Source organism: Streptomyces sp. NPDC052064 (assembly GCF_055585925.1).
The window spans coordinates 13750-26796 of sequence record NZ_JBVJJE010000014.1; the positions used below are offsets into that span (position 1 = coordinate 13750).

Genomic DNA, 13047 nt, shown 5'->3' on the forward strand with positions numbered 1-13047 from the left:
CAGGCCCCACTGTCTCGTACGGCAACTGCGCGATCGGCTCAACCACCCCGCCGCCAGCGTCCGCAACCGCGCTGCCCGCATTCGCAGCGATCTCACAGAGCTGACCGAGCGCCGCGCCACGACGCTGCCCAACGGGAGGCAGAGGAGCGAGTCGCCAAGGCCAGGGCCGAACTCGAAACCGCGCAGGCCCAACTGCGCAATGGGAAGACCTGCGGCTGCCTCGCCGCCACGGAAGGCCAGAACACTTCCGTGGACCCGGCCCGCAGGCCGTACTAGTTGTCCCGCCGATTCAGCTGTACACAGCCCCACGTGCCTGCAGCGACGGCCAGCGCTGCCAGGCCGCCGATTGTCCCTCTGTACGAGCCGGGGTCCAGGTCCACTTCCGTGTTCTCGTCCTCCAACGGACCGGATGCGCCCTTGGGGTCGTACAGCACGCGCAGTCTGTCGCCTGGCTCAACCAATTTCGGGTCGCAGCCGTCCGTCATCTGAGGTGAGATCCTCCGGCCGTCGCGGGTGCGGAGCGTGCACTCGTCGGTCTTGCCGTTCTCGACGTCGACCACGACGGCCTCGGTCCACCGCCCCCGTTTCTCCAGCCCCCGCTCGTCGCCGGCCTCTTGGGTGATGATCGCCAGCACGACTGCGGCGGGGAGGGCAACGGCGAGCGCCCCGATGCCCAATTTCGGCGTCTTCTTGTGAGTGACGTGGCGGAGCAAGAGGGCCGGCACCAGGATGAGCGCCAGGGGTATCAGCAGCGCAGAGGTGACGAAGACCGGGCCTCGCAGCAGGGCTGGCAGGGGCACCACCGGCGCGCACCACATCAGGGCCACCGAGGCCGCAACGCACGCGCTGTTGAACAGAAACCACAGAAACCAGTGAATGGGGCCCGTACGGCGTCGGGGAGGGGCGTTCTCGGCTGGCTGGGCCGCTCGGTCGCCTCCTGCCGCGAGCCCGCGTATGCCCCTGTCCCCCGCCATGCGCTCCCTCTCCGTCTCCGTCTACGTCGGCCTGTCGACGGACGAGCGTACGGGGTGCGGAATCCAGACTGATCGGCGAGGTCTCGTCAGGTGACTACTGGACGGGCGACCCATCCAGCACGCCGTCCCCGTCCGCAGCCCCGCTCGCGAGACCAGCGAGGGCGACGACGGCACGACGCACGCTGTCGAATGCCTCTGGAGCCCGGCGAGGACGCGGCCGACAACGGGTTCGTCGCCCACCGCGGCCTCTGCGTCGCCGGGATCGTCGCCCCCCCAACGACGACGGCCTCTATCCCGGCGCGTTCCTCGTGCTCGGGCACCACCGGTGGGCCGACATCGTCGAGGGCGCCGCTGCGTACATGGATCGTGTCCACGGCTGGCAGAACATGCACCTGTACCCGGTGGATGCCCCCTCGGAGCTCATCCACCGGATCCCACGCGCCATCCACACGCACGGCGTCTTCTTACGGCACCCGCACCCGGACCACTCATGCGGGTGTGAGTGGGAAGGCACTTGGCGCATGCTCTGGGCACCGCCCACCGAGCACAGCGCCGTCGCGATCACTGCCATGCGGCACCCCGCCGTCCGACCACCGCGGCCGCCCTGATCGACTACCTTGCCGAGCTGCCACCCACCTGGCGCGAGGACCTGTTCACCCGCGGCGCCCTCTCCCCCGACCCACCCGCCCGGTGACACCGGAGCTCCCCGGCCCCGAGACCGCGCCGTACGACGAACCCGTCTGGGAGACACGCCCGGCCTGAACCGAACCCAGGACACCTGCCGCCACCACAAGGACGCCTACGCCACAATGGCGTACCAGGCCGAACTGATCAAAACCCTCCTGCCCGACGACGCGGCCACTGAGTGCATCCGGCAGTGCCACACCGAACTCATCTGCCCGGCCCCGGCCTCCCGGAAGGACAGCGTCAGCGGCGAGTGGCCGGGATCCCACCGCGCCGATCCGGCCTGAGAACGTGCTCCGGACCCACCCAAATGGCTGGAGATCTCCGGGCCATCAAGAAACGGGCCGGGCGGCGGTGCGAGTGCAGGCGCCCGCGACACTCACGTCGCAATGCCGGCCCACCCCTCGGTGTTGCGATGCTTGCCCAGACCCACGCTCGTGAACTCGTCCTCCCGCTCACCGGCACGGGCACCGAGTTCACGCAAAGCCCGGCAGACGGGAGTTCCCTCAGACGAGGGCAGCTCACTTTCCACGAGGTGGAGCGGCCCCAGGACGAGTTGCCCGTCGCGCCAGACCGCCACGTTCTCCTCGCCGGTACCTCCGAAGTACTCGGCTTCCACATAGGCGACGGGGCCGTCCTTCGACCACTCGGCCAGCACATGGTCGAAGCCGGACGGAAGGCTCCAGAAGTCGGTGCGGCGGGGCTGGGCATCATCGGTTACGGCATCCGACAAGGCATCGGACACCGGCAGCAATGCGAGACCTTGCTGAAGATCTACGACGCGAGCGGACGATAGACCGCTCGCCACGGCAGCCAGCAGACGCCTCCTAGCGATCACTGCCTTGAGGTCATAGCTCAATTCACTCCGCCTCCCCATCACTCTTCACCCCGCTGATCCTGGCACCCCGATCGGCGCCGCCTCTGGGCGTTGACACGACCATCGAGGGCGGCGAACTGAGCATCGCGTTCAACCCCGCCTACGTCATCGACGGCGTAATCACTCCCGGTGCGATGCAACAAGGCCCGCCAGGGTGCGCGGTGAACGCGCCGGTCTATTCGCCGGGCGCGCCAACGTCAGCTGGGCAGCACAGGCCCGAACCGCTCGTCGGAGGCTCAAGGAAGAACTGGAGAAGGTCCCGCGGGAGTGGGCGCAGAGGCTTGCAAGCGGACGAGGGACCTCGTCGCCGTCCGGGCATGAACCCGCTCGAGCGGCTACCAGATCACGGCGAGCATCGCCGCGCAGAGGACCTGGCCCACTACGTCCTGCCCACCAGGCCCCTGGAGACGGAGGTGAGCTGAAGCATGGTGACGCGAATAGTTCTGGACGGCGCCGACAGCCGTCAGGAGGGAGACGCACACACTGTTTGCACGCGGCAGAACCTTCACCTCAGAGCGCCGACTTCTGCTGGTTCACCGGCTCGGGCTTCAGGAAGATTGTCAGTGGCCCCTGCCAACATGCGCAGGTGACTTCAACTGACCCCTTGCTCAACGCACCTGACGACCAGCCGCGTGGCCACCTTATGGTGCTGGTCGGTGCGATCGAACCCTGGGACTGTCTGGAGCGCACTCATCTGGACGCCACCAGGCAGTGGATCGCCAGTGGAGCCCCGCTCTACCGAGTGCGCAAGCCGGATGTTCCGGCGATGCACTTGGTGAGTTACTTCGTCGTCCTCGACGACACGCGTGGACAGCTGCTGCTCGTCGCGCACCGCAAGGCGGGCCTGTGGTTGCCGGCCGGAGGACACGTCGAGCCGGGTGAGGCCCCTTGGGCCGCAGTGGTCCGCGAATGCCGCGAGGAACTGGGCATCGAGGCCGTGGCGTCGCCGATCACCGGCGAGCACCCGCTCTTCCTCACCGTCACCCGAACCCAGGGGCAGCACGCGCACACCGACGTCTCGCTCTGGTACCTCCTCAATGCGGACGCCCACACCATCACCTCTTACGACCAAGGCGAGTTCAACGCAATCCGGTGGGTGACCGACGAGCAGGTGCTCAAGGAACCGGGCGATCTGCTCGACCCTCACATGCACCGCTTCACGCGCAAGTTGCGGCATGCCCGGGCCAGGAAGCATCACAAGTAGTCTGCGGCGGTTGTTCGCGGAGCCGCACGGCGTCGCCATGCCGTGGACGACCCGGCCCGCCATCACGGCGCCCTTGGGGCCGAGCGGGCGGCGCGCCGGTTGGTGAGGGAGCCGGTCAGCCCGGCCGTGGAACCCTACGGCTGACGTCCAGCCGACCGGGAGTGAGCGCTGTCCCGCCCGCCTTTGCGATGAGCCGCTGGGTCTCCGGGGCCGCCTCGTGCAGCAGGTCTCCGCCGACCACGATCGCGCCCTCGGCAGCGAAGCGCAGCGCCGCCGCCCGGCCCTGGCCGCGGGCCGTCCCGAGATCGGGGCCACCTTTCGTCGGGGCGTGTCATGACGCCGCCTCACGCAGGGCGTCGGAGATGGACTTGGCGCCGCCGTGCGCGGTCAGCCCACCGTCGACGGGGATTTCGGCGCCGGTGATGAAGGACGCGTCGTCGGAGAGCAGGAACACCACGAGCGGGGCGACCTCGTCCACGGTGCCGGTGCGGCCGAGCGGGGTCTCACGGAGGTTGGCCTCGCGGAAGGCGGGCGCGGCGGAGGAGGTCATCTCGGTCCCGATGAAGCCGGGGTGGATGGTGTTCACGCGGATGCCGCGCGGGCCCAACTCGGTGGCCGCTGCCTTCGACAGGCCGCGCAACGCCCACTTGCTGGCCGTGTACGCCACCGGATAGTGACCGGTGAGCGCGGCCGAGGAACCGACGTTCACGACGGACGAGCCGGGCGGCATCAGCGGGGTGAGATGTTGGATGCCCAGCAGTGGACCCGTGACGTTGATCGCGTGGACACGGTCGAAGTCCTCGGGGTCCACGTCGCCGAGGCGGGCGCGCCAGGTGATGCCCGCGTTGTTGACCAGGCCGTGGACCTGGCCGTAGGACTCCCGCAGTTCGGTGGCCAGTTGGGCCCATTCGATCTCGCTGGTGACGTCGAGGCGGCGACAGTCGCCCTCCGGCTTCACGTCGGTGGCGATGACCCTGGCGCCCTCACGGGTCATCGCCTCGGCCTCGGCGGCGCCCTGACCGCGGGCCGCGCCCGTGACGACCACGACCTTGTCGAGGAGCCTCTTGGGATGCACGTCGTTCACGGTCGCTCCCGGGTGCGGCGGCGGGCGGTCGGCAGCGGCACCGGATCGGCGCCCGCGACCACGGTGTTGGAGACGGAGCCGATGCCCTCGACGGTGAGGGTGACGATGTCGCCGGGCTTCAGCGGAGGCGGTGACTGCTCGCCTCGGACGCCCCACAGCTCGGCGAGTCAGCCGCCGTTGCCACAGGTGCCCGAGCCGAGGACGTCGCCTGGGCGCACGGCGGTGCCGCGGGAGGCGTAGGCGACCATCTCCTCGAAGGTCCAGCTCATGTTGGACAGCAGGTCCTCGCCGACGACCTCGCCGTTGACCGAGGCGGTGAGCCCGAGCCGCAGAAACCCGTCGGGGTCCCGGTGCGGCTCCAGCTCATCGGCGGTCACCAGGTACGGCCCGAGGGTGGCTGCGGTGTCCTTGCCCTTGCAGGGTCCGAGACGGACCTGCATCTCGCGGGCCTGGAGGTCGCGCGCGGACCAGTCGTTGAAGACGGTGTAGCCGATGATGTGGTCGCGGGCCTGCTCGGGGGTGAGGTGGCGGCCCTCGCGGCCGATGACGGCGGCTACTTCGAGTTCGAAGTCGAGGACCTGCGAGCCCGGGGGCACGGGTACGTCGTCGTGGGGGCCGATGACGGCGTACGGGTTGGTGAAGTAGAAGGTCGGGGCGTCGTACCAGGCTTCGGGCACCCCGCCGACACCGTCCACGGACCGCCGTACGCCCTCGACGTGCTCCTCGAAGGTGACGAAGTCGCGGACAGTGGGCGGCTCCAGCGGCGGTAGCAGGCGCACCGGCGACACATGCAGGGCCGCCGAGGTGCCGAGGGCGGCGGCGCCCGCTTCGAGCAGAGCGGCGAGGCCGTCGCAGATTCGGATCAGCTCGTTGAGTGACCGTGCGCCGGGGACGGGAACCGGATGGAGGGTGCCGTCCTTGTCGACGACGGCGACCCCGCGCCGTTGCTGGTGTTCATAGGCGGCGAAACGCATGGGTGCGGCTCCAGGCTCCGGACTTCTCCGGATGTGAGGGGGCCGGGGGCGCGGCAGAGGAGTCAGGGCGGCTGACAGGGCACCGCTCCCCCGGAACTTGAGGGGTCAGACCGGCGGGGCGACGAAGCAGCCGCGGTCGACGTCGTTGAACGACTCCTTCGCGACGATTTCGTTCATCGGGTTGGCCGTGCCCCACTGGTCGGCGACCTCGGGCTGGGAGAAGTCGTAGATGTGCGGGTGCCAGGTGTCCTCGTCGAGGACCTCCAGCTCGGTCGTGTACTCGATGGTGTTGCCGTGCGGGTCGAGGAAGTAGCTGAAGGTGTTGTCGCCCGCCATGTGCCGCCCGGGGCCCCAGACCTTCTTGGCGCCCGACCGGATGACGCGGCCGGAGCCGCGCATGTACTCGTCGATGCCGCGCATCTCGAAGGAGACGTGGTGCAGGGCGGTGTGCGGGCCCTGCGCGATCGCCATGGAGTGGTGCTGGTTGGAGATCCGCATGAAGTGCATGACCTCGCCCATGTGCGGCGACTGGAGGGTGTCACTCAGACGGAAGCCGAGGTGGGTCTCGTACCACTCACGGGTCTTGTTCAGGTCCGGTGAGTTGAGGACGACGTGGCTCAGCTTGACCGGGATCGACTCCTTCTCCTCGATCTTGCGGTGTTGCCGGGCCTCGACGTCGGCGGAGACCTCGACGGTGCGCCCGTCGACGTCGAAGAAGCGGAAGCCGTAGCCGCCTCCGGGGGTGTCGACCTTGCCCGGCTGGGATATCAACTGCACTCCGCGCGCAAGGAGTTGCTCGGCGAGGGTGTCCACGTCGGCCGGGCTCGCAGCGCCGTAGGAGACGAGGTCGAGACGCTTCTCCTCGGCCTTGCGCAGCCGGACGACATACTGTTCCGGGCTGCCCTCGGCGGCCAGGAAGGAGATGCCGGAGTCCTCGGCCACCTTGGTCAGGCCCCAGACGCCGGCGTAGAAGTCGAGCTGCTTGTCGTAGTCGGGCACGGCGAGGTCGACGTGCCTCAGGTGGGTCAGCAGGCGTGCGCTCATGGTGGGTTTCCTCCTGTGTGGGGGTCAGGTGAGCCGCAGCAGGGCGGCCGCGTTGCCGCCCCGCACGGCGTGGAAGTCGGCACCGGGCAGGCGGACCGCGCGCAGTGCGCCGACGGGGTCGTCGGTGCCCATGTCGAAGGGGAAGTCGGAGCCGAGCAGCACCCGGTCCGCACCGGAGGCTCGGATCAACTCCCGGAGTATGTGCGGGTCGTGGACGAGGGAGTCGAAGTGGATCCGCTTGAGGTAGCTGCTGGGCAGGTGGGCGCAGCCCGCACCCGCGTCGGAGCGGGTGGTCCAGGCGTGGTCGGAGCGGCCGATGTGAGTGGGCAGATAGCCACCCCCGTGCGCGGCGATCAGCTTCAGCTCCGGGTGGCGGTCCAGTACGCCGGAGAAGATCAGATGGGACAGCGCGACGGCGTTCTCGGTGGGCTGACCGACGGTGTTGGACAGATACCACCGGTCCAGGCGCTCGTCGAGGGTGCAGCCGAAGGGGTGCAGGAAGAGGAGCGCGCCCGTCTCCTCGGCTCGCGACCAGAAGGATTCGTACGCCGGGTCGGACAGCTCGCGGCCGGGTGCGTGGGACGAGATCTCGACGCCCGACAAGCCCTGGTCCAGGGCGTGTTCCAGGGCGGGCACGGCCAGGTCCGGGTGTTGCAGGGGGACGAGTCCGAGTCCGTGCAGCCGGTCGGGTGCCTGGACGCAGTGCGCGGCCGTCGCCTCGTTGGCGAGCCGGTACACCTCCTCGGCCGTCTCCTCGTCCGCCCAGTAATGGTAGTGCGAGGGGGACGGGCTGACGAGCTGGACGTCCACGCCCTGCGCGTCCATCGCGGCCAGCCGCACGGTGACGTCGGTCAGCTTCGGGATGCGCTCGCGCACCATGGGGCCATTGACGGCCAGGGCGGCGGGACCGTTGCGGCGGGCGTCGAGCGCCCTGGCTTCGGCCAGGCCGGGGTGGTCGGCCACCAGGGCATCGACCTCGGGCAGCAGGACGTGCGCGTGCACGTCGACGGTGGGTGTCGTCACGGCAGTTCCTTGAGTACGGTCATGGCGGTGCCCATCAGTCCGGGCACGTCACCGCGTACGCCGTCGAGCTGCCACTGCCCGATCTGCACGGAGGCGTCGACGACCGTCCGGACCCTGTCGATCCGTCGCTCGTAGTACCGCGTGAGCAGTTCCTCGTCCCACGCCGAACCGCTGGTCAGCAGCTGGGTGAGCACCCAGGCGTCCTCCAGGGACATGGCCGCGCCCTGGGCCATCGTGGGCGGGCAGCAGTGGGCCGCGTCCCCGACGAGGACGACCCGGCCCCGGTGCCAGGAGCCCTCGACGAGCAGCCGGTCGAAGTAGGTGTAGTTCACCTGGGCGGGGTCGGTGATCGAGGCGCGGATCTCGTCCCAGGCACCGCCGTAGCCCTCGGCGAGACGGCGCATCTCCTGCGCGTAGGACTCGGGCGGGATCGTCGCGCGGTCGCGGCTGGGCTCCACCAGGTAGGCGTAGATGGTGTCCTTGCTGGTGGGCGTGTATCCGGCGATGAAGCAGGGCCCGCCGTGGGCGAGGTCGCTGCGCTCCACGCCGGCCGGGCGGGGCGCCGGGGCACGCCAGATGGCCATGCCGGTCGGCTCGGGTTTGTCGTCGATGCCGATGGCGGCGCGGGTCGCGGAGTTCAGTCCGTCGGCGGCCACGACGAGGTCGTAACGGCCCTCGGTGCCGTCGCTGAAGGAGACCTCCACGCCGTCGTCGTCCTGGGTGAGGCACTCGGCGGTGGTGCCGAGCCGGACGCGGGCGCCGGATGCCTGGACGGCGTCGGTGAGGATGCGCTGGAGCACCGGGCGTTGCATGCCCAGGGTGGCAGGCAGGTCGTCCCCGCCGGTGCGGATGTCGTCATTGACGTGGAGCACGGTGCCGTCGGGCGCGGTCAGACCCAGGGAGCCGAAGCCGAAGCCGTGCTCGCGGACCTCGTCCCATACACCGATCTCGCGCAGCACGCGCAGGGCGTTGCCCTGGAGGGTGATGCCGGAGCCGCGCACGTTCCAGTCCGGCTTGACCTCGACGAGGTCCACCGCGATCCCCGCCTGCCGCAGCAGGACGGTCATGGCGTTGCCGGAGGTGCCCCCTCCGACGACCAGGACGGTTCTCTCTCTTGTCATGGCCAACTCCTTCGTTGGGCGGGTCATTTGACGGCGATCGGGTTGACCGGGGAGCCGACGGCTCCGGTGATGGGCAGGGGTGCGGCGGTGAGCCAGAACTCGTACACGCCGTCGGCCGCGCAGTCGGCGGCGAGTGCGTCGGGGTCCCACATCTCGCCGATGAGCAGCCCGATGTGGGGGATGGCGACCTGGTGCAGCGGCTGGAAGGCGTGCTCGAACTCGTTGGGCCGCACCTCGAAGCCCCAGGTGTCGGTGGCGATCGCCGCTATCTCGGTGCGGTGCAGCCAGCCGGCCGTGGTGAACGACAGCCCGGGCGAGTCACCGCCCGCGTAGTCGCCCCAGCCCTCGCGGCGGGCCCGGGCCAGCCGCCCGGTCCGTACGACGACGATGTCGCCGCGTCCGACGGTCACGCCATGGGCCTCGGCGGTAGCGGCGAGGTGTTCTTCGGTGATGGCGAAGCCGTCGGGCAGTGCACCGTGGGATCCGACCACTCGGCCCACGTCCAGGAGCACCCCGCGACCGGCCACGTGCGGGGCCATGTGCTCGATGCCGGTGACCAGGTCGCCGTCGGAGGTGACGACCTTCTCGGCCCGGCGTCCGTTCCAGGCGTTGCCGTGGTCGAAGATGTGACCGAGCCCGTCCCACTGGGTGGAGCACTGCAACGGCATGCTGATCACGTCGTCGGCGCCGCCGATGCCGTGCGGGAAGCCCTGGTTGCCCAGCGCCGCGTCCGTGCCGGTGTCCAGCATCGTGTGCACGGGGTTGGTCCGGCGCCGCCAGCCCTTCTGCGGGCCGTTCATGTCGAAGCTCTGCGACAGCGAGAAACTCACACCTCGCCGGACGAGCGCGGCTCCTTCTCGGCGCTTGGCCTCGTCGAGGAAGTTGAGGGTGCCGAGGACATCGTTCTCGCCCCAACGTCCCCAGTTGGAGAGGCGCTTGGCGGCTTCGGCGATCGCGCCCTCGGGGTCCGTACGGTCAAGAGGGGCGGTCATGACGCGCCGCCCTCGCCGACACAACGGGTGCGCTGGCCACCGAGCCCCGTGATCGAGCCGTCCATGACGTCTCCGTCGCGCAGCAGCCGCCCCCAGTGCATGCCGTTGCCGGCCGGGGACCCCGTCAACACCAGGTCACCGGGCAGCAGCTGGGAGGTCTGCGAGACGTACGAGACCAGCCGCGCGATGCCGAAGATCAGGTCCTTGGTCGACTCGTCCTGCATCGTCTCGCCGTTCAGCTTCAGCGTGACCCGCAGGTCACCGGGGTCGGCGATCGACTCGGCGGGGACGATCCAGGGGCCGAGCGGGGTGAACCCGGGCGCGTTCTTGCTGCGCAGCCAGTCGGTGCCTATGGCCTTCATGTCCCGGCGGAAGACGGTGGCCCGGTCGGTGAGGTCGTTGGCGATGGTGTACCCGGCGACGTGCTCCAGCGCCTCCGCCACGGAGACCCGGTAGGCGGGCCGGGAGATCACGGCCGCCAACTCCAGCTCCCAGTCCGGCTGTTCGGCCCACGCGGGCAGGACCACATCGTCGTACGGGCCCGTGATCGCGCTCGGCAGCCCGATGAACACGTATGGCAGGTCCTCGGCGGCCCGCCGGTCCATGACCGCGGCGATCTCGGCCCGCGCCTCCTCGACCGTGCGCGGGTCGTCCGGGGCACGGTGAGCCACCTCCAGGTCGATCACGTGCTGCCGGTAGTTGGCGCCGGACTGGAAGACCTGGCGGGGTTCGACGGGGGCGTGCACCCGCAGACCGGCGAGCGGCTGCCAGGCGTCACCGGTCGCGTCCGCCGCGAGGGCCCGCAGGCGAGGCAGCTCCTCGTCCCAGCACGCGAAGATCTCCCTGGTCGTCAGGGCAGGCTCACCGAGGGCCGTACGAAGGTCCAGCACGCGCCCTTCGGGGATCACCAGACCAGGGAAAGGCGCCTGGTCAGGGGCTGCGAGGGTGCCGAGGGCGAAGGGACCGGCGAAGGGCGTGGAAGGGGCGGCGGGTTTCACGAGCGTGTCCTCCAGATTGCGGTGTGACCAATCTGACCCGCCCCGGATAATCTGGGAAATCGATTCTTCTGATGTTGATCATCTGCCGCACAAATAGAGCTGCCGTCGGCGGCTTCGTTCTGGAGGCGTCGTGTCCCTGTCCGGCCTGGATCTGAATCTCGTTCTTTCCTTGCGCGCCCTGCTGGAGGAACGCAACGTCACCCGCGCCGGGCAGCGCGTCGGGCTCAGCCAGCCCGCGATGAGCGCGGCCCTCGCCCGCCTCCGCCGCCACTTCGACGACGAGCTGCTCTCGCGCGTCGGCGGACAGTACGAACTGACGGCTCTCGGGCGCGCCCTGCTGGACCGCACAGCCACCGCATGCGACCTGCTGGACCGGGTCTTCAGCAGCAGGGCCGACTTCGTGCCGGGCAGCGAGGAGCACGAGTTCACCCTGCTCTCCTCCGACTACGCTGTCGCCGTCTTCGGTGCCGAACTCGCCCGTACCGTGCACGCCCAGGCACCAGGTGTGCGGCTGCGCTTCCAGCGCCCGCCCGATGTCACCGAGGACACCGCGACGCTGCTCAGCACCGCGGACGGCCTGTTGATACCGCACGGCATCATCAGCGGGTACCCCGCCGTCGAACTGTTCGCCGACCAGTGGGCCTTCCTCGTCGCCGAAACCAATGACGAGGTCGGCGACCGGCTGACCATGGAGGACCTGGCACGGCTGCCCTGGGTCACCTACCAGCGCACCTACGACGCGCCTGCCGCCCGGCAGCTGAGCATGCTCGGCATCGACCCCCACGTCGAGGTCTCCGTCGACAGCTTCCAACTGCTGCCCTTCCTGGTCGCGGGCACCCCTCGGATCGCCCTGGTGCAGCGGCGCCTGGCAGAACGGCTGAGCGGGGTGGCCGCCGTGCGCGTCATGGAACCGCCCTACGAGGCTGTACCTCTGCAGGAGGCGCTGTGGTGGCACCCGGTCCACACCCACGACGCGGCCCACATCTGGCTGCGCGAGACCGCCGCCCGTGTGGGAGCGGAGCTGACCGCGTCTGAGCCCGGCCGTATCGCCGCGGCCAGGGAAACGGAGCAGGCGCCCGGCTGACGAAGCAGAACACGCTCCGACCCGGCGGCATCCCAGACATGAATGATCCACATCTTCGATCTCGATCGGACGAGGGCTAGGCAGGACCTACGCGGTCCCCTTAGTCGTCTCAACCCGGCACCGGAGCCGCACCACCCACCGTTGCCGGGCCGCCGCAGGCGCCCGGCGAGCCGGCCCGATCGTCCTGGTCTGGGACAACGTCCGCCTGCACCTGACCAAGTCCCTGTGCGCGTTCATCGAAGCGAACTCGGACTGGCTCACGGTCTTCCAACTGCCCACCTACGCGCCCGACCTGAACCCGCAAGAAGGCAGCTGGTCGCTGGTCAAACGCGACATCGGCAACCTCGCCGCAGCCGGCCTCAGCCAGATCACCCGTGCCGTGCAACGCAAGCTCAAGATGGTTCAGTACCGGCCAGAGGCCATCAATGGCTGCCTCGCTGGCACCGGCCTGGTGCTGGAAGCGTAAATACGCTGGCTGGCCGATTGACGATGGGGCCTGCGCGGTCAGAGTCTAAAGTTGCTGGTCAGATACGGTAACGGGATGAACGAGAGCCTGCCTGCCGACGTAGCCGATGTGCTTGCGGCAGTCCTGAACGGGGACACCCCGGTTCATATCGCGCTCCGAAGGCAGGTTCCGCACCTCAGCGTGCGAGCGCGCTGTACATGTGGGTGTGGCACCGCCTGCTTCGAGCTCGCCACCAGCGAGGTGGAACCTGCGCCCATCAGCCCCAGCACGGTAGTGGCAGCCGCAGCACAGCTCGTCACCGAAGCCGGCGAGTGTCCCGGTGAGGTCCTGGTCTTCACCCAGGGCGGTTACCTCTCATGGCTGGAAGTCTGTTCATGGAGCGACGACATCGAAGTGACATTGGCCGCCGCGCGTCGCTGGCTCCGGACACGATCTTGACCCCGAACGACCAACGCGCCCTGAGCTCCGCGACACCGCCGACCTCAAGTTCAAGTCCAGTAGCCCCACCCGCAGCGAAACCGA

Annotated in this window: 13 protein-coding genes and 2 pseudogenes; 6 read left to right on the top strand and 9 right to left on the bottom strand. The window is 69.4% G+C overall.

Features of this window, described 5'->3' with window-relative positions:
- Positions 1-272 precede the first annotated feature (272 nt).
- Complete coding sequence (locus tag ACZ6TU_RS32180) at positions 273-827, bottom strand: DUF3592 domain-containing protein (RefSeq protein WP_467678630.1); 555 nt, start codon at positions 825-827, stop codon at positions 273-275.
- Between the two features lie 661 nt (positions 828-1488).
- Here ACZ6TU_RS32180 and ACZ6TU_RS32185 point away from each other — a divergent pair.
- Positions 1489-1668, top strand: coding sequence for a hypothetical protein (locus ACZ6TU_RS32185; RefSeq protein ID WP_467678629.1), 180 nt, complete (start codon positions 1489-1491; stop codon positions 1666-1668).
- 115 nt (positions 1669-1783) lie between these two features.
- Positions 1784-1945, top strand: coding sequence for a hypothetical protein (locus ACZ6TU_RS32190; RefSeq protein WP_467678628.1), 162 nt, complete (start codon positions 1784-1786; stop codon positions 1943-1945).
- A 92-nt stretch (positions 1946-2037) separates the two neighbouring features.
- Here ACZ6TU_RS32190 and ACZ6TU_RS32195 read toward each other — a convergent pair whose 3' ends face one another.
- On the bottom strand, positions 2038-2517 hold the full coding sequence (locus ACZ6TU_RS32195; protein WP_467678626.1) for a hypothetical protein: 480 nt from the start codon (positions 2515-2517) through the stop codon (positions 2038-2040).
- A 622-nt stretch (positions 2518-3139) separates the two neighbouring features.
- Here ACZ6TU_RS32195 and ACZ6TU_RS32200 point away from each other — a divergent pair.
- On the top strand, positions 3140-3739 hold the full coding sequence (locus ACZ6TU_RS32200; RefSeq protein ID WP_469552480.1) for an NUDIX domain-containing protein: 600 nt from the start codon (positions 3140-3142) through the stop codon (positions 3737-3739).
- Positions 3740-4070: 331 nt separating this feature from the next.
- Here the strand turns inward: ACZ6TU_RS32200 and ACZ6TU_RS32205 are convergent, their stop codons facing one another.
- The 7 genes and pseudogenes from ACZ6TU_RS32205 to ACZ6TU_RS32235 all read right to left on the bottom strand — a co-directional run bounded on the left by ACZ6TU_RS32205 (position 4071) and on the right by ACZ6TU_RS32235 (position 10975).
- Positions 4071-4823 (bottom strand): SDR family NAD(P)-dependent oxidoreductase, encoded by a 753-nt coding sequence (locus ACZ6TU_RS32205; RefSeq protein ID WP_467678622.1) that lies wholly within the window; start codon positions 4821-4823, stop codon positions 4071-4073.
- Positions 4820-5797: pseudogene (locus ACZ6TU_RS32210) on the bottom strand (fumarylacetoacetate hydrolase family protein). The gene ACZ6TU_RS32205 and the pseudogene ACZ6TU_RS32210 overlap by 4 nt, the downstream one beginning before the upstream one ends.
- Positions 5798-5902: 105 nt before the next feature.
- A complete protein-coding gene (locus ACZ6TU_RS32215; protein WP_469552482.1) occupies positions 5903-6841 on the bottom strand; it encodes a VOC family protein in 939 nt (312 codons plus the stop codon).
- A 24-nt stretch (positions 6842-6865) separates the two neighbouring features.
- Complete coding sequence (locus ACZ6TU_RS32220) at positions 6866-7864, bottom strand: amidohydrolase family protein (RefSeq protein ID WP_469552483.1); 999 nt, start codon at positions 7862-7864, stop codon at positions 6866-6868.
- Complete coding sequence (locus tag ACZ6TU_RS32225) at positions 7861-8985, bottom strand: FAD-dependent oxidoreductase (protein WP_469552485.1); 1125 nt, start codon at positions 8983-8985, stop codon at positions 7861-7863. The genes ACZ6TU_RS32220 and ACZ6TU_RS32225 overlap by 4 nt, the downstream gene beginning before the upstream one ends.
- 23 nt (positions 8986-9008) lie before the next feature.
- Positions 9009-9977 carry a cyclase family protein gene (locus ACZ6TU_RS32230; RefSeq protein ID WP_467678616.1) on the bottom strand — a complete coding sequence of 323 codons (969 nt, stop codon included), beginning with the start codon at positions 9975-9977 and terminating at the stop codon, positions 9009-9011.
- Complete coding sequence (locus ACZ6TU_RS32235) at positions 9974-10975, bottom strand: fumarylacetoacetate hydrolase family protein (protein ID WP_469552487.1); 1002 nt, start codon at positions 10973-10975, stop codon at positions 9974-9976. Before ACZ6TU_RS32235 ends, ACZ6TU_RS32230 begins: the two co-directional genes overlap by 4 nt.
- Before the next feature lie 130 nt (positions 10976-11105).
- Here ACZ6TU_RS32235 and ACZ6TU_RS32240 point away from each other — a divergent pair, with 130 nt between their 5' ends.
- The 3 genes and pseudogenes from ACZ6TU_RS32240 (at position 11106) to ACZ6TU_RS32250 (ending at position 12963) form a co-directional block, all read left to right on the top strand.
- The gene (locus ACZ6TU_RS32240; RefSeq protein WP_467678612.1) at positions 11106-12059 is read left to right on the top strand and encodes a LysR family transcriptional regulator; all 954 of its coding nucleotides are present in this window, start codon (positions 11106-11108) and stop codon (positions 12057-12059) included.
- A 172-nt stretch (positions 12060-12231) separates the two neighbouring features.
- Positions 12232-12525: pseudogene (locus ACZ6TU_RS32245) on the top strand (transposase); the annotation flags it as partial.
- 75 nt (positions 12526-12600) lie between these two features.
- Entirely contained in the window at positions 12601-12963 is a 363-nt protein-coding gene (locus ACZ6TU_RS32250; protein WP_469552489.1) for a hypothetical protein, read from the top strand.
- The last annotated feature ends 84 nt before the right edge of the window (positions 12964-13047 follow it).